Source organism: Ideonella sp. A 288 (genome assembly GCF_002198735.1).
Taxonomy (GTDB): Bacteria; Pseudomonadota; Gammaproteobacteria; order Burkholderiales; family Burkholderiaceae_C; genus Pseudaquabacterium.
Genome location: NZ_MWLO01000075.1, coordinates 19,957 through 36,784, shown reverse-complemented (window position 1 = coordinate 36,784; position 16,828 = coordinate 19,957). Strand labels below are relative to the sequence as shown.

Annotated in this window: 16 protein-coding genes; 7 read left to right on the top strand and 9 right to left on the bottom strand. The window is 70.0% G+C overall.

All coding sequences use genetic code 11. The annotated features are described in order from the left end of the window. Positions 1-34 precede the first annotated feature (34 nt). From EOINJALH_RS06205 to EOINJALH_RS06195, 3 genes are all read left to right on the top strand, one after another. Positions 35-2,068, top strand: coding sequence for an ABC-F family ATP-binding cassette domain-containing protein (locus EOINJALH_RS06205; protein ID WP_088279451.1), 2,034 nt, complete (start codon positions 35-37; stop codon positions 2,066-2,068). Positions 2,069-2,274: 206 nt separating this feature from the next. After that, on the top strand, positions 2,275-2,763 hold the full coding sequence (locus EOINJALH_RS06200) for a MarR family winged helix-turn-helix transcriptional regulator (RefSeq protein ID WP_088279450.1): 489 nt from the start codon (positions 2,275-2,277) through the stop codon (positions 2,761-2,763). Positions 2,764-2,802: 39 nt separating this feature from the next. Then, positions 2,803-3,228, top strand: a complete 426-nt coding sequence (locus EOINJALH_RS06195) for an organic hydroperoxide resistance protein (protein ID WP_088279449.1) — start codon at positions 2,803-2,805, stop codon at positions 3,226-3,228. On the opposite strand, the gene EOINJALH_RS06190 is transcribed toward EOINJALH_RS06195, so the two are convergent. After that, positions 3,229-4,170 (bottom strand): asparaginase, encoded by a 942-nt coding sequence (locus EOINJALH_RS06190; RefSeq protein ID WP_088279448.1) that lies wholly within the window; start codon positions 4,168-4,170, stop codon positions 3,229-3,231. It abuts the gene before it with no gap. A 129-nt stretch (positions 4,171-4,299) separates the two neighbouring features. On the opposite strand from EOINJALH_RS06190, the gene lexA reads away from it, so the two are divergent. Further along, on the top strand, positions 4,300-4,977 hold the full coding sequence (gene lexA / locus EOINJALH_RS06185; RefSeq protein ID WP_088279447.1) for a transcriptional repressor LexA: 678 nt from the start codon (positions 4,300-4,302) through the stop codon (positions 4,975-4,977). 8 nt (positions 4,978-4,985) lie between these two features. Continuing rightward, complete coding sequence (locus EOINJALH_RS06180) at positions 4,986-5,285, top strand: helix-hairpin-helix domain-containing protein (protein WP_088279452.1); 300 nt, start codon at positions 4,986-4,988, stop codon at positions 5,283-5,285. Between the two features lie 88 nt (positions 5,286-5,373). Here the strand turns inward: EOINJALH_RS06180 and EOINJALH_RS06175 are convergent, their stop codons facing one another. The 4 genes from EOINJALH_RS06175 to EOINJALH_RS06160 form a co-directional block, all read right to left on the bottom strand. Continuing rightward, entirely contained in the window at positions 5,374-8,454 is a 3,081-nt protein-coding gene (locus EOINJALH_RS06175; protein WP_088279446.1) for an efflux RND transporter permease subunit, read from the bottom strand. Between the two features lie 20 nt (positions 8,455-8,474). Continuing rightward, entirely contained in the window at positions 8,475-9,737 is a 1,263-nt protein-coding gene (locus EOINJALH_RS06170) for an efflux RND transporter periplasmic adaptor subunit (RefSeq protein ID WP_088279445.1), read from the bottom strand. An 84-nt stretch (positions 9,738-9,821) separates the two neighbouring features. Further along, positions 9,822-10,268, bottom strand: coding sequence for a ribonuclease HI (gene rnhA, locus EOINJALH_RS06165; protein ID WP_088279444.1), 447 nt, complete (start codon positions 10,266-10,268; stop codon positions 9,822-9,824). Beyond that, entirely contained in the window at positions 10,265-11,095 is an 831-nt protein-coding gene (locus tag EOINJALH_RS06160) for a class I SAM-dependent methyltransferase (RefSeq protein WP_088279443.1), read from the bottom strand. The genes rnhA and EOINJALH_RS06160 overlap by 4 nt, the downstream gene beginning before the upstream one ends. Between EOINJALH_RS06160 and gloB the strand changes: the two genes are divergently transcribed. Then, entirely contained in the window at positions 11,094-11,867 is a 774-nt protein-coding gene (gene gloB / locus EOINJALH_RS06155) for a hydroxyacylglutathione hydrolase (RefSeq protein WP_088279442.1), read from the top strand. The genes EOINJALH_RS06160 and gloB overlap by 2 nt on opposite strands. Beyond that, a complete protein-coding gene (locus EOINJALH_RS06150; protein WP_234413685.1) occupies positions 11,867-13,438 on the top strand; it encodes a transglycosylase SLT domain-containing protein in 1,572 nt (523 codons plus the stop codon). Before gloB ends, EOINJALH_RS06150 begins: the two co-directional genes overlap by 1 nt. A 19-nt stretch (positions 13,439-13,457) precedes the next feature. Here the strand turns inward: EOINJALH_RS06150 and EOINJALH_RS06145 are convergent, their stop codons facing one another. Genes EOINJALH_RS06145 through dnaX form a run of 4 tightly spaced genes read right to left on the bottom strand, consistent with a single transcriptional unit; the run spans position 13,458 to position 16,777 of the window. Next, positions 13,458-13,841 carry a cupin domain-containing protein gene (locus EOINJALH_RS06145; protein WP_088279440.1) on the bottom strand — a complete coding sequence of 128 codons (384 nt, stop codon included), beginning with the start codon at positions 13,839-13,841 and terminating at the stop codon, positions 13,458-13,460. After that, positions 13,838-14,425: a recombination mediator RecR gene (gene recR, locus EOINJALH_RS06140; protein WP_088279439.1), complete on the bottom strand. Its 588-nt coding sequence runs from the start codon at positions 14,423-14,425 to the stop codon at positions 13,838-13,840. Before recR ends, EOINJALH_RS06145 begins: the two co-directional genes overlap by 4 nt. Before the next feature lie 52 nt (positions 14,426-14,477). Then, positions 14,478-14,804 (bottom strand): YbaB/EbfC family nucleoid-associated protein, encoded by a 327-nt coding sequence (locus EOINJALH_RS06135; protein ID WP_088279438.1) that lies wholly within the window; start codon positions 14,802-14,804, stop codon positions 14,478-14,480. Then, positions 14,801-16,777, bottom strand: a complete 1,977-nt coding sequence (gene dnaX, locus EOINJALH_RS06130; RefSeq protein WP_088279437.1) for a DNA polymerase III subunit gamma/tau — start codon at positions 16,775-16,777, stop codon at positions 14,801-14,803. The genes EOINJALH_RS06135 and dnaX overlap by 4 nt, the downstream gene beginning before the upstream one ends. Between the last annotated feature and the right edge of the window lie 51 nt (positions 16,778-16,828).

Genomic DNA, 16,828 nt, shown 5'->3' with positions numbered 1-16,828 from the left:
CCCGCCTTCCCCGAACCAGCCGCCCCCGAGAGCCATGATCCAGTTGAAGAACCTCACCCTGCGCCGCGGCGTCAAGGTGGTGCTGAAAGATGCCAGCGTCACGCTGAACCCCGGCGAGAAGGTCGGCCTGGTCGGCCGCAATGGCGCCGGCAAGTCGTCGCTGTTCTCGCTGCTGGCGCGCCGGCTGCAACCCGATGCCGGCGATGTCGAGATGCCGCCGCGCTGGCGCCTGGGCGAGGTGGCGCAGTCGATGCCCGAGACCGATCAGCCGGCCACCGATTTCGTGCTGGATGGCGACATCCCGTTGGCCGAGGCCCAGGCGGCGCTGGTCGCCGCCGAGGAATCCGGCGACGGCCATGCCATCGCCGACGCGCACATGCACCTCGAGCAGGCCGGCGTGTTCGATTCGCGCTCGCGCGCGCAGTCGCTGCTGCTGGGCCTGGGCTTCCGCAGTGCGCAGCTCGATGCGCCGGTGAACAGTTTCTCGGGTGGCTGGCGCATGCGCCTGCAACTGGCCCGCGCACTGATGTGCCCGGCCGACCTGTTGCTGCTCGACGAGCCCACCAACCACCTGGACCTGGATGCGCTGGTCTGGCTCGAGGGATGGCTCAAGCGCTGCAACGGGCTGATCATCGTGATCAGCCACGACCGCGAGTTCCTCGACGCCATCACCACCGTCACGCTGCACCTCGAAGACGCTGGCCTGACGCGTTATGGCGGCAACTACACCACCTTCGAGGAGATGCGTGCCGAGCGCATGAGCCAGCAGGCCGCTGCGTTCTCGCGCCAGCAGGGCAAGATCGCCCACCTGCAGCGCTTCATCGACCGCTTCAAGGCCAAGGCCAGCAAGGCCAAGCAGGCGCAAAGCCGCGTGAAGGCGCTGGCGCGCATGGAGAAGCTGGCGCCGGTGATGATCGCCGGCGACTTCGATTTCGAGTTCCGCGAGCCGCAGAACCTGCCCAACCCGATGCTGAGCCTGAGCGACCTGGTCTGCGGCTACCCGCCGCCGCCCGACAGCGGGGCCGCGCCGACCGTCATCGTGCGCAACATCAACCGCACCGTGCTGGCCGGGCAGCGCATCGGCATCCTGGGCGCCAACGGCCAGGGCAAGTCGACGCTGGTGAAGACCATCGCCCATGCGCTGCAGCCGATCGCCGGCGATCTCACCGAGGGCAAGGGCCTGTCGATCGGCTACTTCGCCCAGCAGGAACTGGACCTGCTCAGCGAGGACGACACGCCGCTGCAGCGCATGGTGCGGCTGGCGCGCGAGGTGGGCAACGCCGACGCGAAGGACTCGCGCGAACAGGCCTTGCGCGACTTCCTGGGCAGCTTCCGCTTCGTCGGCGACATGGTGCACCAGAAGGTCGGCACCCTGTCCGGCGGCGAGCGTGCCCGTCTGGTGATGGCCACCATCGTCTGGCAGCGCCCCAACCTGCTGCTGCTCGACGAGCCGACCAACCACCTCGACCTCAACACCCGCGAGGCCTTGTCGATCGCGCTGAACGAATTCGAGGGCACGGTGATGCTGGTCAGCCACGACCGGGCGCTGCTGCGCGAGGTGTGCGACGAGTTCTGGCTGGTCACCTCGGGCGGCGTGCAGCCCTTCGATGGTGACCTGGACGACTACCAGAAGTGGCTGCTCGACGTCTCGCGCGCGGTGGCCCGCGGTGCCGTGCCCCCGCCCCCGCCGGGGCCCGTGCTGGCCCAACCGGCCACGCCGGCCAGCCCCGCAGTCGCGGCCCCGGCCGCGCAGCGGGCCAATGCAACCGCACCGGTCGCCTCTGGGCAGAAGCGTGACGACCGCAAGGCCTCTGCGCAGGCGCGCTCTGATCTGGCCAATCGCACACGCCCGCTGCGGCAGGAGATCCAGCAAATCGACACCCGGCTCGAGAAGCTCGGCGGCGAACGCGGCCAGCTCGAAGGCCAGCTCGCGTCGGGCAAGTTGGCCGGCGCCGAGATCGGCGAAGTCGGCCGTCGCCTCAACCACATCGCCGCCGAGGTGGCGATGCTGGAGGAACGCTGGCTCGAGCTGCAGGCCGAGATCGAGGCGCTGAGCTCGGCCGGCTGATCTCGCCGGCCGCGTCGAATCCTCCTCTGTCCTGCCCGGTTTGTGGCAGGCGCCTTTGCCTCGGCGCTTGCCATTGTCGGCGCGCCGGACCCGTCCGCCCCAACGCGTCAGCATAGATCGCCGAGGGCAACGACCCTGCCCGCCGACAGTGCTGGCAATGACCATTTAAATTGTGTGCAATTCAATTGCTCGCTATATTTCTGATCATGCCAACCCGACGTACCGCGAACGCCAGGCCCGCCAGCCCCGATGATTGGCTCGCGCTCGATCATCAGCTGTGCTTCGCGCTGTACTCGGCGTCGCTGGCCATGACCAAGGCCTACAAGCCGCTGCTCGAGCCGCTGGGGCTGACCTACCCTCAGTACCTGGCGATGCTGGTGCTGTGGGAGGGCGACGGCCTCACCGTCTCGCAACTCGGCGATCGGCTCACGCTCGATTCCGGCACGCTCACCCCGTTGCTCAAGCGCCTGGAAGCCCTCGGCCTGGTGCGGCGCCTGCGCGACGCCACCGACGAGCGCCGGGTGCTGCTGCAGCTCACGCCGGACGGCCGGAAGCTCAAATCGCGAGCGGTCAAGGTGCCCCAGGCGATGGCCTGCGCCACCGCCTGCGACCTGACCGAACTCGCACGCCTGTCCGCCCAGCTGCGCCAGCTGCGCGACCGGCTCGCCGATTCCTCCACGCGCACGGGCCCGTAGCCCCGCGCACCTCGTCCAACGTCCTCGAAAGGAAACACCATGGCCCTCGACAAGGTTCTCTACACCGCCACCGCCACCGCCACCGGGGGTCGCACCGGCTCGGCCGAATCGTCCGACGGCGTGCTGAAGGTGGCGCTGTCCACGCCCAAGGAACTGGGCGGCGCGGGCGGGCCGGGCACCAACCCCGAGCAGATGTTCGCGGCCGGCTACTCAGCGTGTTTCATCGGCGCGATGAAGGCCGTGGCGGCGCGCATGAAGCTGAAGGTGCCGGACGACGTGTCCATCACCTCCGACGTCGGCATCGGCCCCATCCCGGCAGGCTTCGGCCTGCAGGTGGCCATGCGCATCACCGTGCCCGGCATGGACCGCGCCCAGGCCGAAGCGCTGGTGGCGGCCGCCCACCAGGTGTGCCCTTATTCGAACGCCACCCGAGGCAACATCGACGTGACGCTCACGGTCGTCTGATCAGCCGCCCGCGGGCGGCTCGCCCATCAGGCCCAGCATCATCTCGACGCGGGCCTGCCAGGGCGACATCGCCGCCGCGGGGGACAACAGCGCGGGGTCACCGACCAGCACCCCGCCCGCACAGCGCGTGCAACGCCACACCAGCACCCCGGCATGGGTGGCACGTTGCAGCGCCGCGTCCACCGCATGGTGGACCGTGCCGTTGCCGGTGCAGGCCACCACCAGGCCACGCACCCCGGCCGCCACCAATGCATCGATGCCGCCCCCGCGCGCACCGGCGTGGCTGGTGACCACCTCGACCCAGGGCCACTCCGCCGGGTCGACGGCGAGTCGGCCGAGTCCCATCGCGGGGCCGTCAGGCCAGTCTCGGTGCTGCCGCAGGTGGCCCTCCTCGACCCGGGCCAGCGGCCCGGCGTCGCCGGACGAGAAGGCATCGGTGCGGTAGGGGTGCACCTTGCGCACGTCGGCCGGCCCATGCACGTTGCCGGCCACCACCGTCACCACGCCCCGCGCGCCACGCATCTGCGCCACCGTCACCGCGTCCAGCAGGTTTTGCGGCCCGTCCGCAGACAGGGCCGTGGCCGGCCGCATCGCCGCGGTCAGCACCACCGGCTTCGACGGCGCCAGCACCCGGTGCAGCAGCCATGCCGTCTCTTCCAGCGTGTCGGTGCCATGGGTGACCACGACGCCGGCCACGTCCGCGCGCGACAGGTGATGGGCCGTCCGCTGCGCCAGGCGCTGCCAGGTGGCGTGGTCCATGTCCTTGCTGTCGAGTTGGGCCACCTGTTCGGCCTCGATCGGTCGCCCGGCCAGCATGGGCACGGCCGCCAGCAGATCGCCCACCGACCGCTGCGCGGCGGTGTAGCCGACGTTGTCGGACGGGTCGCTGGCGGTGCCGGCAATGGTGCCTCCCGTGCCCAGGATCACGATGGTGCTTGGCATTCCGACCTCTTCTGGATAAAAATACAGTCACTGGATAAAACGTCAGTCATGGCACGGCTTTGCCGGTCCACGACACCCATCGGCCGCTGCGGCACACCGCGGCAGTGCCACTCGCAGGAGTCTCGCCCCATGGAAGAAGGCCCCAAGCTCACCGCCCGCCAGCAGCAGATTCTCGATCTGGTGCAAAGCGCGATCGAACGCACCGGGGCCCCGCCCACCCGGGCCGAGATCGCCGCCGAGCTGGGCTTCAAGTCGGCCAATGCCGCCGAAGAGCACCTGCAGGCGCTGGCCCGCAAGGGCGTCATCGAACTGGTGGGGGGCACCTCGCGCGGCATTCGCCTGCGGTCGGACACCTTGCGCGCCCTGAACGAAGCCCGCGGCAAGCAGTACTCGCTGCCCTTGCCCAGCCTCGCCCAGCTCACCCTGCCGCTCGTCGGTCGGGTGGCTGCGGGCAGCCCGATCCTGGCGCAGGAACACATCGATCAAACCTACCTGGTCGAGGCCAGCATGTTCCCGCGCCGCCCCGACTACCTGCTGAAGGTGCGCGGCATGAGCATGCGCGACGCCGGCATCCTTGACGGCGACCTGCTCGCGGTGCAAAAGGCGCGCGACGCCAAGAACGGCCAGATCGTCGTGGCGCGCCTGGGCGACGACGTCACCGTCAAGCGCCTGCGGCGCACCCGCACCAGCATCGAGCTGCTGCCAGAGAACCCCGATTTCCAGCCCATCATCGTGCCCTTCGGCGATGTCGACTTCGAGCTCGAAGGCATCGCCGTCGGTCTCATCCGCAACAACATGATGATGTGAGCCGCGCCATGGTCGTCAAGGCACCCAAGGCCGCCTCGGCCCACGAATGCCAGCGGCTCGAGCAGTTGCCCAACATCGGCCCGGCCATGGCCGCCGATCTGCGTGCGCTGGGCATTGCGCATCCGCGTGAACTGGCGCACCGCGATGCCTTCGTGCTGTACCAGTCGCTGTGCGCGCACACCGGCAAGCGGCAGGATCCGTGCGTGCTGGACACCTTCATGGCCGCCACTGACTTCATGCGCGGCGCAGCGCCCGCGCCATGGTGGGCCTACACGGCCCAGCGCAAGCTGCTGTACGGACAAGTCTGATCGCCTGACAGCGGTGGCGCCCAGTTGCCGCGCACCGGACTGATGGGCGCACTGCACATCGGCAGGCCGACGACAGCACCCCACGCGCTCACTCCGCGCCGTCGAGCACAGGCTCTGCCACTTCCGGCGTGGTGATCGCACCCGGCACGCGCCTGCGGGCCAGCAGCGTGTAGACGGTGGGTACGACGAAGATCGTCAGCAAGGTGCCCAGCGACATGCCGCCCACGATGACCCAGCCGATCTGCCGCCGGCTTTCGGCGCCGGCGCCGGTGGCCAACGCCAGCGGCAAGGCCCCCAAGACCATGGCGCCGGTGGTCATCAGGATGGGCCGCAGCCGCAGGCTGGCCGCCTCGACCACGGCCGTGCGCACGTCGCGCCCCTGCTGGCGCAGCTGGTTGCTGAATTCCACGATCAGGATGCCGTGCTTGGTGATCAGACCCACCAGCGTGATGAGCCCGATCTGCGAATACACGTTGAGCGTGCCGCCCGACCATTTCAACGCCGCCAGCGCACCCACCATCGACAAGGGCACCGACAGCATGATGACGAAGGGGTCGACGAAGCTCTCGAACTGGGCCGCCAGCACCAGGAAGATGAAGGCCAGCGCCAGCACGAACACCAGCCCCAGGGCGCCGCTCGACGCGCGGAACTCGCGCGACACGCCGTTCAACTCGGTGGCATAGCCGGGCTGCAGCACCTTGCGCGCCGTCTCGTCCATGAACTGCAGCGCCTCGCCCAGCGAATAGCCCGGCGCCAGATTGGCGGTGATGCTCACCGAGCGCCGCTGGTTGAAGTGATTCAGTTCGCGCGGGCTCACCGCCTCGCGCAGCTTGACCAGCGACGACAGCGGCACCATGGTGTCGTTGCGGCCGCGCACGAAGATCTTCTCGATGTCCTCGGGCGTCGTGCGGCCCTGCGCGGTGGTCTGCACGATCACGTCGTACTGGTCGGCATCGCGCTTGTAGCGGGTGACGTTGCGGCCTCCGAGCATGGTCTCGACAGTGCGTGCCACCTGATCGACCGCCACGCCCATGTCGGCCGCGCGATCGCGGTCGACCTCCATGAACACCTCGGGCTTGTTCAGCCGCAGGTCGGTGTCGGGCTGCTGGAAGCCCGGGTTCTTGTTCATCTCGGCCACCATCTGCTGCGAGACGCGGGACAGGTTGTCGTAGCTGTCGCTGGTGACGATGACGAAGTTGATCGGCCGCTCGCGGAAGCCCTGCCCCAGGCTGGGTGGGGTGATCGCGAACGCGGTCACGCCCGGCAGGCTGCTCACTTGTGGTTGCAGCGACCGCGCGATCTCCAGGGTGCTTCGCTTGCGCTCGCCCCAATCCACCGTGCGGAAGATGGCCGTGCCCTGGGCCACCGACGGGTTGCCCGCAAACACGAAGCGGCGATCGATCTCGGGGATGTTCGACGTCATCCGCTCGATGGCGTCGAGGTAGCGCGAGGTGTACTCCAGCGTCGAGCCGTCGGGCGCATTGATCGGCATGAAGATCACGCCGCGGTCCTCCATCGGGGCCAGTTCGCTCTTGGCGGTCGAGAACAGCCACCAGCTGCCGCCGCCGCTGGCCAGCATCACCACCAGCACGATCCAGCGCTGGCCAAGCACCCACTTCAGCGCCACCTCGTACTGGCGCGACAGCCCGACCAGCACCCGCTCCATGCCACGGTCGAAGCGCGTTGGCGTGGGGTTGTGCCGCAGCAACTTGCTGCACAGCATCGGGGTCAGCGTCAGCGCGATGAAGCCCGACACCAGCACGGCCCCGGCCAGCGTCAGCGCGAACTCGACGAACAGCCGGCCCGTGCGCCCCGGCGTGAAGGCCAGCGGGGCGAACACCGCGGCCAGCGTCAGCGTCATGGCCACCACGGCAAAGCCGATCTCGCGCGCGCCGCGCAGCGCGGCCTGGAAGGGCTCGAGACCCTCCTCGATGTGGCGGAAGATGTTCTCCAGCACCACGATCGCATCGTCCACCACCAGGCCGATCGCCAGCACCAGCGCCAGCAGCGTCAGCGTGTTGACCGTGAACCCCGCCGCCGCCATCAGCGCAAAACTGCCGATCAGGCTGACCGGGATGGTGACCAGCGGGATGATCGACGCCCGCATCGTGCGCAGGAAGACGAACACCACCAGGGCCACGAGGCCCGTGGCCTCGGCCACGGTCTGGAACACCGACTGGATGGACCGCTCGATGAACACCGAGTTGTCGTTGGCCTGGATCACCTTCAGGCCAGGCGGCAGGTCGCGCTGGATCAGCGGCAGGGCCGCGCGCACCCCGGCCGCCACCTCCAGCGGATTGGCCGTGGCGTTGCGCACGATGCCGGTGGAGATGGACGGCTGGCCGTTCAGGCGGACCCGCGAGCGTTCGCTCGCCGCCGCCTGCTCGACGCGCCCCACGTCGCGCAGCCGCACGGTGTAGCCATTGACCTGCTTCAAGGCCACGTCGGCGAACTGCGCCGGCGTGGCCAGTTCGGTGCGAGAGGTGACGCTGAACTCGCGCTGCGTGCTCTCGATGCGGCCGGCAGGCACCTCGAGGTTCTGGCGCCGCAATGCATCTTCGACGTCCTGCACCGTCAGCCGGTGCGCGGCGAGGCGATCGGGGTCGAGCCAGATGCGCATCGAGAACTTGCGGTCGCCACCGATCTGCACGTCGGCCACGCCGGGGATGGTCTGCAGCCTGGGCTTGACGACCCGGTTGATGATGTCGGTGACATCGAGTGGGCTCATCGTGTCGGTGACGAAGGCCAGCCAGATCACCGGCGTGGCATCGGCTTCCACCTTGGCGATCACCGGCTCGTCGGCGGCGTCCGGCAGGCGACCGCGCACGCGCGACACGCGGTCGCGCACGTCGGCCGCCGCGGAATCAGGTTCCTTGGTGAGCTTGAACCGCACCGTGATCTGGCTCTGCTCGGAGCGCGAGATCGAGGTCAGGATGTCGACGCCGTCGATGCCCGCGATCGAATCCTCGAGCGGTTTGGTCACCTGCGACTCGATGACTTCCGACGATGCGCCGATGAGCCGCGTGCTCACGGTGACCACCGGCTCGTCGATGCGAGGATATTCGCGCACGGACAGCTTGGTGTACGACACCAGCCCCACCAGCACGATGAGCAGCGACATCACGGTGGCGAACACCGGGCGCCGGATCGACAGGTCGGAGACTTTCATGTCGGGCCCCGTTCCGTGGCTCAGACCGCGGTCGCCGCGCGGCGCGCACCCGGCCCGTTGCCGGGGCCGGACGCCGCGCCCGAGGCGCCGGCACCCGGCGGACGCGTGCCGGCAGGCTTGTCGATGTCGACGATGCGCAGGGCCTGCCCCTCGCCGCGCATCAGGCGCGCCTGTCCGGCGATCACCACCAGGTCACCTGCGGCCACGCCGTCGAGCAGTTCCACCTTGCCAGGCAGTCGATGGCCGATGCGCGCCTCGATGCGCTTGGCGGCCTTGCCGCCCTCGGGGGTGTCGACCACCTTGATGACGAACTGCTTGTCGCCCAGCGGCACCAGCGCCTCTTCGGGCACCACCAGTGCCTGCTCGCGCACGGCGAAGACGACGCGGGCGCGGGCGAACATGCCGCCCCTCAGGGTGCCGTCGGTGTTGGCCATGCGGGCGCGCACCAGCACCGATCGCCCATTGGCATCCAGCTGGGCATCGAGCGCGCCGATGCGGGCCTCGAAGCGCCGGCCGGGCATGGAATCGAGCGACAGCTGGACGGGCTGTCCTTGTCGCACCCGCGAGAGGTAACGCTCCGGCAGGCGGAAATCCACCCAGACCGACGACGTGTCCTCGACGGCGACCAGGTCGGCGCCGTCCTTGACGTAGTCGCCGAGGCTGACGTTGCGAATGCCGGTCAGGCCGTCGAACGGCGCCAGGATGCGCATGCGCGCCAACTGCGCCTGGGCCAGGGCCACCTGCGCCATGGCCACGTCCATGGCTGCGGCGTTCTGGTCCACCGCGCTTTGGCTGACGAAGTTCTGCGCGACCAGTTCGCGGCTGCGCTGCAGGTTGGTTCGGGCGATGCTGGCCTGGGCCTCGGCCTGCTTCAGCTGGGCTTGCTGCAACGTATCGTCCAGGCGCACCAGCACCTGGCCGCGGCGCACGCGCTGGCCGTCGGAGAACTCGAGCGCCGAGATCCGACCGCTCACTTCGGGCCGCAGCATCACCCCTTGGTTGGCCCGCAGCGACCCCACGGCCGCGGCATCGTCCTCCAGGCGCATCACCTCGACCCGGCCCACCTCGACGGCGATGGGGCCCGCGGGTGCGCCCGGCCCGGTCGGCCCTCCTCGAGCCCCGCCACTGGCCGATGCCCCTGGACCGCCCGCCGTGGCGCCCGAGGCCGCCGGCGCCGCACCCGCCAGCACCGTGGCCGCATTCGTTCGGTTCTGAAGCCACCAGGCCCCACCCAACGCAGCAGCCAACAGGACGGCAAGGGCGGCGGTGTGCGAGGTCTTCATGTTCTGGTTCGAATCCGGTCGTCCACTGTAACGATATCCGTCAAGATCCGCCCTCGGGTGGGCTACCCAGGTCGACGGGGGCGTTCAACGGGCCAGCCGGGCGGCCTCGACACCGCGATTGGCCAGCTGGTCGGCGCGCTCATTGCCCGGGTCACCCGTGTGGCCGCGCACCCAGTGCCACTGCACTTCGTGCGACGCCACCAGGGCATCGAGCCGCTGCCACAGGTCGATGTTCTTGACCGGCTGCTTGTTCGCCGTGCGCCAGCCGCGGGTCTTCCAGCCGTGGATCCAGGTCGTGATGCCGTTCTTCACGTACTCGCTGTCGGTGTACACGGCCACCGGCGAATGCCGCTTCAGCGAGGCCAGGGCCTCGATCACCGCGGTCAACTCCATCCGGTTGTTGGTGGTGGCCGGGTCGCCGCCGAACAGTTCCTTCTCGTGCTCGCCCCAGCGCAGCCACGCGCCCCAGCCCCCGGGCCCCGGGTTGCCCTTGCAGGCGCCATCGGTGTAGATCACCACGCGGTCGGTCATCGACCCTCCGTTGTTGCATTGGAATGCGCCGCCACCGCAGGAGCGGTGGCCTTGGCCCCGACACTGCGCCGCCGCGCGATGCCCACCAGGCGCATGCCACGCACGCGCTTGACGGCGACGACGAAGTACATGGCGCCCAACACGGGCCACCAGCGGTCGCCGGCACGCTCGAGCCAGCCCATGCGCTCGAGCCAGCGCTGGCTGCCGAACGGTGGCCGCCAGCAGCCGAACCGTCCGACCTCGACCTCGAAGCTGAGCAGGCGCAACCAGTCGCGCAGCCGCCAGTAGCCGATGAACTCACCATCGCCGGGCATGAACATGCGCCCACCCAGGCCGGTGCGCTGGCGAAGGTGGCCGATGTTCTGGCGCAATCCCCACAGGCTGGCCGGGTTGAAGCCCGCGATGACGACCCGGCCTTCGGGCACCAGCACGCGCTCGACCTCGCGCAGGGTTTCGTGCGGATCGCGCGCCAGTTCCAGCGCATGGGGCAGCACCACCAGATCCAGGCTCTGCGCAGGAAACGGCAGCGCATCGAAATCGCAATGCAGCGCCAGCGACTCGTGCGGCGCCAGCGTGGCCAGCGTGTCGTCCACCGGTGGCAGGTCCATCGACTCGGGCAGCATCATGGTGTCGCTGGCCACCCAGCGGTGCGGCATGCGGTTGGCGCGCAGTCCGTCGATCTGCGGCAGCCCAAGCTGCAGGGCATGGAAGCCGAACAGATCGGCCACCGCACGGTCGAACTGAAGCTGCTCCCAGCTCACCAGGTAGTGGCCGGGCGGGCTCTTCAGCCAGTGCCCCAACTCTATAATCGATGCATCGCGCGTCATGAACCTGATTGCCCTGCCCGCATTCACCGACAACTACATCTGGATGCTCCACGATGGCCATCGGGCCATCGTTGTCGATCCGGGCGACGCGCAGCCTGTGCAGGCCGCGCTCGAGTCCAGAGGTCTCGAACTCGCCGGCATTCTAGTGACGCACCACCACCCGGACCATGTCGGTGGTGTCGATGCGCTCAGGTCCAGCTTGCACGGTGAGGTCTTCGGGCCGGTGCGCGAGGACATTCCGACGCCCTTTCGGGCACTGCACCATGGCGACACGGTGCAGGTGGCCGGGCTCGCCTTCGACGTGATCGACGTGCCGGGCCACACCGCCGGGCACATCGCCTTCGTCCATCGCCCCCCCCAGGGCCAGGCCCCCATCCTCTTCTGCGGCGACACGCTGTTCTCGGCCGGCTGCGGCCGCCTGTTCGAAGGCACGGCAGCGCAGATGCACGCCTCTCTGTCGAGCCTGGCAGCACTGCCGCCCGACACGCAGGTGTGCTGCGCCCACGAGTACACCGAATCCAACCTGCGCTTCGCGGCCGCCGTCGAGCCCGACAATGCGGCCATCGCCGACCACATTCAGGTCTGCCGTTCGCTGCGTGCCGATGGCCGGTCGACGCTGCCGTCCACCATCGGCCGCGAGCTCGAGATCAATCCCTTCCTGCGCTGCGCCATTCCGGCGGTGCAGGCCGCTGCCCGCCAACGCGGTGCGGCCGACGACAGCGGCCCCGCCGTGCTGGGCGCCCTGCGCGAATGGAAGAACACCTACCGATGATGAACCTGCTGCGTCTGCTGCCGGCCTGTGCCGCCCTCACCCTCGCCGCCTGCGCCACGGCACCGGTGCCCGTGCCGCCCCCGGCGGTAGCGGTGGCTCCAGAGCCGGTGCAGGCCCCCGCCCCGGTGGAGCCGCCGGTAGCGGTGGTGGCAGCGCCGCCCCCGGCCCAGCCCGTGGCGCAGCCTGCCGAAACCACCCCGCTGGCGGCACCCGTCGACCCGCTGCGGCCCGAGGTGCGCATCGACCTGGACGATGCCACCGCCCACACCGACCTGTGGCGCCGCGCCCGCCAGGGCTTTGCCATGCCCGACCTCGACAGCGATCTGGTGCGCAAGTGGGAGCAGTACTACAGCGCCAAGCCCGAGTACATGCAGCGCATGCTCGAACGCGGTGGCCGCTACCTTTTCCACATCGTCGACGACCTCGAGCGCCGCGGCATGCCGACCGACCTGGCACTGCTGCCCTTCATCGAGAGTGCCTTCAACCCGCAGGCCATGTCCACCGCCAAGGCCTCCGGCATGTGGCAGTTCGTCCCCGGCACGGGGCGCGACTACGACCTCAAGCAGAACATCTTCCGCGACGACCGCCGCGACGTGCTCGCGTCCACCCGTGCCGCGCTCGACTACCTGAAGACCCTGCACGACATGTTCGACGACTGGCACCTGGCGCTGGCCGCCTACAACTGGGGCCAGGGCAGCGTGAAGCGGGCCATTGCCAACAACCAGCGGGCTGGCCAGCCCGGCACCTACGACCGGTTGCGCATGCCCGACGAGACCCGCAACTACGTGCCCAAGCTGCAGGCCATCAAGAACATCGTGGCCCGGCCGGAGGCCTTCGGCCTGACGCTGCCGCCGTTGCAGAACCACCCCTACTTCCTGGCCGTGCCAATCGACCGCGACATCGATGTCGACCTGGCCGCCCGCCTGGCCGGACTGCCGCTCGACGAGTTCAAGCAGCTCAACCCGCAGATGAACAAGCCGGTGATCCTGGCCGCCGGCACGCCGCAGGTGCTGCTGCCCTACGACGCCGCCAACGCCTTCGTGCGGGCGGTGAACCGCCACAAGGGCCCGCTGGCCAGCTGGACCGCCTGGGTGGCACCCAAGACCGTGCGCCCGGCCGAAGCCGCGCGCCAGGTGGGCATGAGCGAGGCCGCCCTGCGCGAAGTGAACCGCATCCCCCCGCGCATGCTGGTCAAGGCCGGATCCACCCTGCTCGTGCCGCGCAACGGTCAACGCAGCCAGGACGTCGCCACCCACGTGGCCGACAACGCCATGCTGGCGCTGGCCCCCGACCTGCCGCCGCTGCGCAAGGTCAGCTTCAAGGCCGGCAAGCGCGGCACCACGGTGGCCGCTGTCGCACGGCAGTACAAGGTCAGCGCCGCCCAGGTGGCCCAGTGGAACGGTGTAGCTGCCAACGGCCACTTCAAGGCCGGCCAGGCGGTGGTCGTGATGGTGCCAGCCAAGCGCAGCGTGATGGCGCGCAAGGCGGTGCGGTCCAACGTGCGCACCGTGGCATCCACAGGCGGCAAGCGGGTGGTGCGGCCGGGCCCGCCGGCGCGCCGCGCGCGCTGATCGCGGCAGCCGGCCTGGTTCAGGCCACGTCCACGATCGCGTAGCTCTTGGTCAGCGGCTCGATCACCTCGAACGAGCCCTGAAAGCCCGGCGCGAGGGCCAGCGCCTCGCCCGGGCCCACCTCGCACACCGAGCCATCCGCTCCATGCACCCGGCATCGGCCGGCGAGCACGGTGAACAACTCGTGCTCATGCGGGCCGAAGGCGATGCGCCAGTGTCCGGGTTCACAGCGCCAGACGCCGCAATACAGGCGGCTGCCCGGCGCCAGCGGCGCATCGACGACGTTCCAGGTCTCGCGGCGAGGGTTGCCGTCGATCAGACGTTCAGGGCGGGGGCGATCGACCTCGGGCTCGCCGGGCATCGACGCGCCCAGCTTGAGCAGTGCGCTCAGTTCGCTCGTCATCGCCGGTCGCTCAACGCGTGGGCCAGGGTGGACAGGTCCACGTACTCGAGTTCGCTGCCGGCGGGCACGCCGCGCGCCAGTCGCGTGACCTTCAGGCCGCGCGCCTTCAAGGCCTGGGCCAGCACATGCGCCGTCGCCTCGCCCTCGGCGGTGAAATTGGTGGCCAGGATCACCTCGTCGACCACCCCGTCAGCCGCCCGCTCGAGCAGCGGGTGCACACCGATGTCGGCCAGCCCGATGCCATCGAGCGGGCTCAGGCGCCCCATCAGCACGAAGTACAGCCCGCGGTAGCTGCCGCTGCGCTCCATCGCGGCCAGGTCGGCCGGCGTCTCGACGACCAGCAACTGGTGCGCATCGCGCGAGGTGTCGCGGCAGATGCCGCAGACCTCGGCCTCGCTGAAGGTGTGGCAGCGGGTGCAGTGGTGGATGCTCTGCACCGCATCGAGCAGCGCACCGGCCAGCCGTTGCGCGCCGTCGCGGTCGTGCTGCAGCAGGTGATAGGCCATGCGCTGGGCCGACTTCACGCCCACGCCGGGCAGTCGGCGCAGCGCCTCGATCAGGCCTTCCAGGCTGTGTTCGGTCACGGTGCGCTCGCTGCTCGCAGGCGCAGGCCAGCCAATGGGCTGCCAGCCCCCGTCAGAACGGGAACTTCATGCCGGGGATCTGCGGCATGCCGGCGGTGAGCTTGCCCATCTTCTCCTGCGAGGTGGCCTCGGCGCGGCGCACGGCGTCGTTGAAGGCAGCGGCCACCAGATCCTCCAGCATGTCCTTGTCCTCGGCCAGCAGGCTGGGGTCGATGGTGACGCGCTTCACGTCGTGCTTGCAGGTCATCTGCACCTTGACCAGGCCGGCGCCGCTCTGGCCTTCGACCTCGATCGTGGCCAGTTCGTCCTGGGCCTTCTTCAGGTTGTCCTGCATCGCCTGGGCCTGCTTCATCAGGCCGGCGAGTTGGTTCTTCATCATGGCGTGTCGTTCCTTGGTTCGGTGATCGGCTTGATCGAGCCCGGCACGATGCGGGCGGTGGAGAACTGGGCCATCAGCGTTTGCACGGCGGGGTCGCCGCGGATCAGTTGCTCGGCGTCTCGCTGGGCCGCCTCGCGGGCCTCGGCATCGCGGCGGGACAGCGAATCCTGGGCGGCACCGGACTCGACGACCAGCCGCATCGGCCGTCCGGTCTCGGCCTGCAGTGCCGCCTGCAATTTGTCGCGCAAGGGTTCGGCGCGCAGCGGTTCGCGCTCGACCCGCAGGCGCCAGACCTCGGCGCCGTCGACGCTGTCGACCGACACCAGTTCAGCCTGCAAGGCCAGTTCGCGCACCAGCGCCCCGATGCCTCCCCGGGCGATCACCGGGCGGACGAGCTCGGACCAGCGGTCGCCGGCCTCGGTGCGTTGCACGGACGATGGCGCCGGCCTCGATGGCTCGCCGCGCTGCAATGTCTCGGCAGCAGGCGGCTCGGCCTGCGGCTCCGGCATCGGGGCCGGCGATGCGGGCCGCTCGGCAGACACCGGCTCACCATAGCCTTCCTCCGGCGGCGTGTCGTCCATCCAGGGCGGCGGTTCGTCGGAACGGCGCACCGCCGCCGCGGGCGCTGCGGGCTGGGCGTTGGGCTTCGCCGCGTCGACCACGCTCGGCGGCGCTGCGGCCAGGGGGGGCATGGCCGGCGTGCCCGAGGTCGCGCCCGCCGTCTTCGGCAGCGACACGGGCAGCGCCGACGGCTTGGCCGCTGGCAGGGCCCTGGGCGGCGGCGCCACCACCGGCCGGGCCGGGGCGCTGGTGCGGGCCTCACGCGGTGCCGCCTGCAGCGGCGCATGGCGCGCGGCGGCCATCGGCGCCGGGCCCTGCGGCGGGAAGGCGAACAGGCGCAGCAGCACCATCGTCAGCGCGGCGTACTCGTCGGACAGCAGGCTCAGCTCGGGCCGACCCTGCAGCACGATGCTGTAAAGCAGTTGGGTCTCGTCGGGCGGCATCTCGCCGGCCAGTTGGCGCGCGGCGGCGGTGTCGGGATCGGTGTCGTCCAGTGCACCGGGCACCGCCTGCTCGATGGCCATCTGCTGCAGCAGCATGGCCAGTTCTTCGATCGTGCCGGCGGCCGACAGGCCCAGGCCGCGCAGCGCGTCCACCGTGGCCAGCACGGCCGCGCCATCGCGCGCGGCCAGCGCCTGCACCAGCCGCGTGGCATGCGAGCGGTCGACCGTGCCGAGCATGGTGCGCACGCCGGCTTCCTCGAGCCGGCCGGCGCCGAACGCAATGGCCTGGTCGGTGAGCGACAGCGCGTCGCGCATCGAGCCGCGCGCCGCCCGCGACAGCAGCCGCAGCGAGCCGGCATCGGCCGGCACGCCCTCGGCCTCGAGCACCGCCAGCAGGTGGGCATGCACCACCTCGGGCGCCATCGGTCGCAGGTTGAACTGCAGGCAGCGGCTCAGCACCGTGGGCAGCACCTTCTCGGGGTCGGTGGTGGCCAGCACGAACTTCAGGTACTCGGGCGGCTCTTCCAGGGTCTTCAGGAGCGCGTTGAACGCGTCCTTCGACAACTGGTGTGCCTCGTCGATCATGAACACCTTGTAGCGGCCGACGCTGGGCTTGTAGGCCGCCCGCTCGATCAGATCGCGGATCTCGTCCTTGCCGCCGTTGCTGGCGGCATCCATCTCGATGTAGTCGATGTAGCGGTCGGCGTCGATCTCGGTGCAGGCCTGGCAACGGCCGCAGGGGTGCGCGGTGACGCCCCCTTGCCCATCCAGCCCCGTGCAGTTGAGGCTCTTGGCCAGGATGCGGCTGACCGTGGTCTTGCCGATGCCCCGCGTGCCGGTGAAAAGGTAGGCATGGTGCAGGCGACCGCTGGTGAGCGCGTTGCCCAGCGCCTGCACCACATGCCCCTGCCCGACCATCTGGTCGAAGGTGAGGGGCCGGTACTTGCGGGCCAGGACGAGGTCGCTCATGCGGTCATTCTAGGGGCCTGCCCCGTGGCCGCGGCCCGCCCGGCGCCGCCT

What these genes read in the sequence shown, in the direction of transcription:
- EOINJALH_RS06205 (WP_088279451.1), top strand. Translation starts at nt 35, where the DNA reads ATGATCCAGTTGAAGAACCTCACCCTGCGCCGCGGCGTCAAGGTGGTG.
- EOINJALH_RS06200 (WP_088279450.1), top strand. Translation starts at nt 2,275, where the DNA reads ATGCCAACCCGACGTACCGCGAACGCCAGGCCCGCCAGCCCCGATGAT.
- EOINJALH_RS06195 (WP_088279449.1), top strand. Translation starts at nt 2,803, where the DNA reads ATGGCCCTCGACAAGGTTCTCTACACCGCCACCGCCACCGCCACCGGG.
- EOINJALH_RS06190 (WP_088279448.1), bottom strand. Translation starts at nt 4,170, where the DNA reads ATGCCAAGCACCATCGTGATCCTGGGCACGGGAGGCACCATTGCCGGC.
- lexA (WP_088279447.1), top strand. Translation starts at nt 4,300, where the DNA reads ATGGAAGAAGGCCCCAAGCTCACCGCCCGCCAGCAGCAGATTCTCGAT.
- EOINJALH_RS06180 (WP_088279452.1), top strand. Translation starts at nt 4,986, where the DNA reads ATGGTCGTCAAGGCACCCAAGGCCGCCTCGGCCCACGAATGCCAGCGG.
- EOINJALH_RS06175 (WP_088279446.1), bottom strand. Translation starts at nt 8,454, where the DNA reads ATGAAAGTCTCCGACCTGTCGATCCGGCGCCCGGTGTTCGCCACCGTG.
- EOINJALH_RS06170 (WP_088279445.1), bottom strand. Translation starts at nt 9,737, where the DNA reads ATGAAGACCTCGCACACCGCCGCCCTTGCCGTCCTGTTGGCTGCTGCG.
- rnhA (WP_088279444.1), bottom strand. Translation starts at nt 10,268, where the DNA reads ATGACCGACCGCGTGGTGATCTACACCGATGGCGCCTGCAAGGGCAAC.
- gloB (WP_088279442.1), top strand. Translation starts at nt 11,094, where the DNA reads ATGAACCTGATTGCCCTGCCCGCATTCACCGACAACTACATCTGGATG.
- EOINJALH_RS06160 (WP_088279443.1), bottom strand. Translation starts at nt 11,095, where the DNA reads ATGACGCGCGATGCATCGATTATAGAGTTGGGGCACTGGCTGAAGAGC.
- EOINJALH_RS06150 (WP_234413685.1), top strand. Translation starts at nt 11,867, where the DNA reads ATGAACCTGCTGCGTCTGCTGCCGGCCTGTGCCGCCCTCACCCTCGCC.
- EOINJALH_RS06145 (WP_088279440.1), bottom strand. Translation starts at nt 13,841, where the DNA reads ATGACGAGCGAACTGAGCGCACTGCTCAAGCTGGGCGCGTCGATGCCC.
- EOINJALH_RS06135 (WP_088279438.1), bottom strand. Translation starts at nt 14,804, where the DNA reads ATGATGAAGAACCAACTCGCCGGCCTGATGAAGCAGGCCCAGGCGATG.
- dnaX (WP_088279437.1), bottom strand. Translation starts at nt 16,777, where the DNA reads ATGAGCGACCTCGTCCTGGCCCGCAAGTACCGGCCCCTCACCTTCGAC.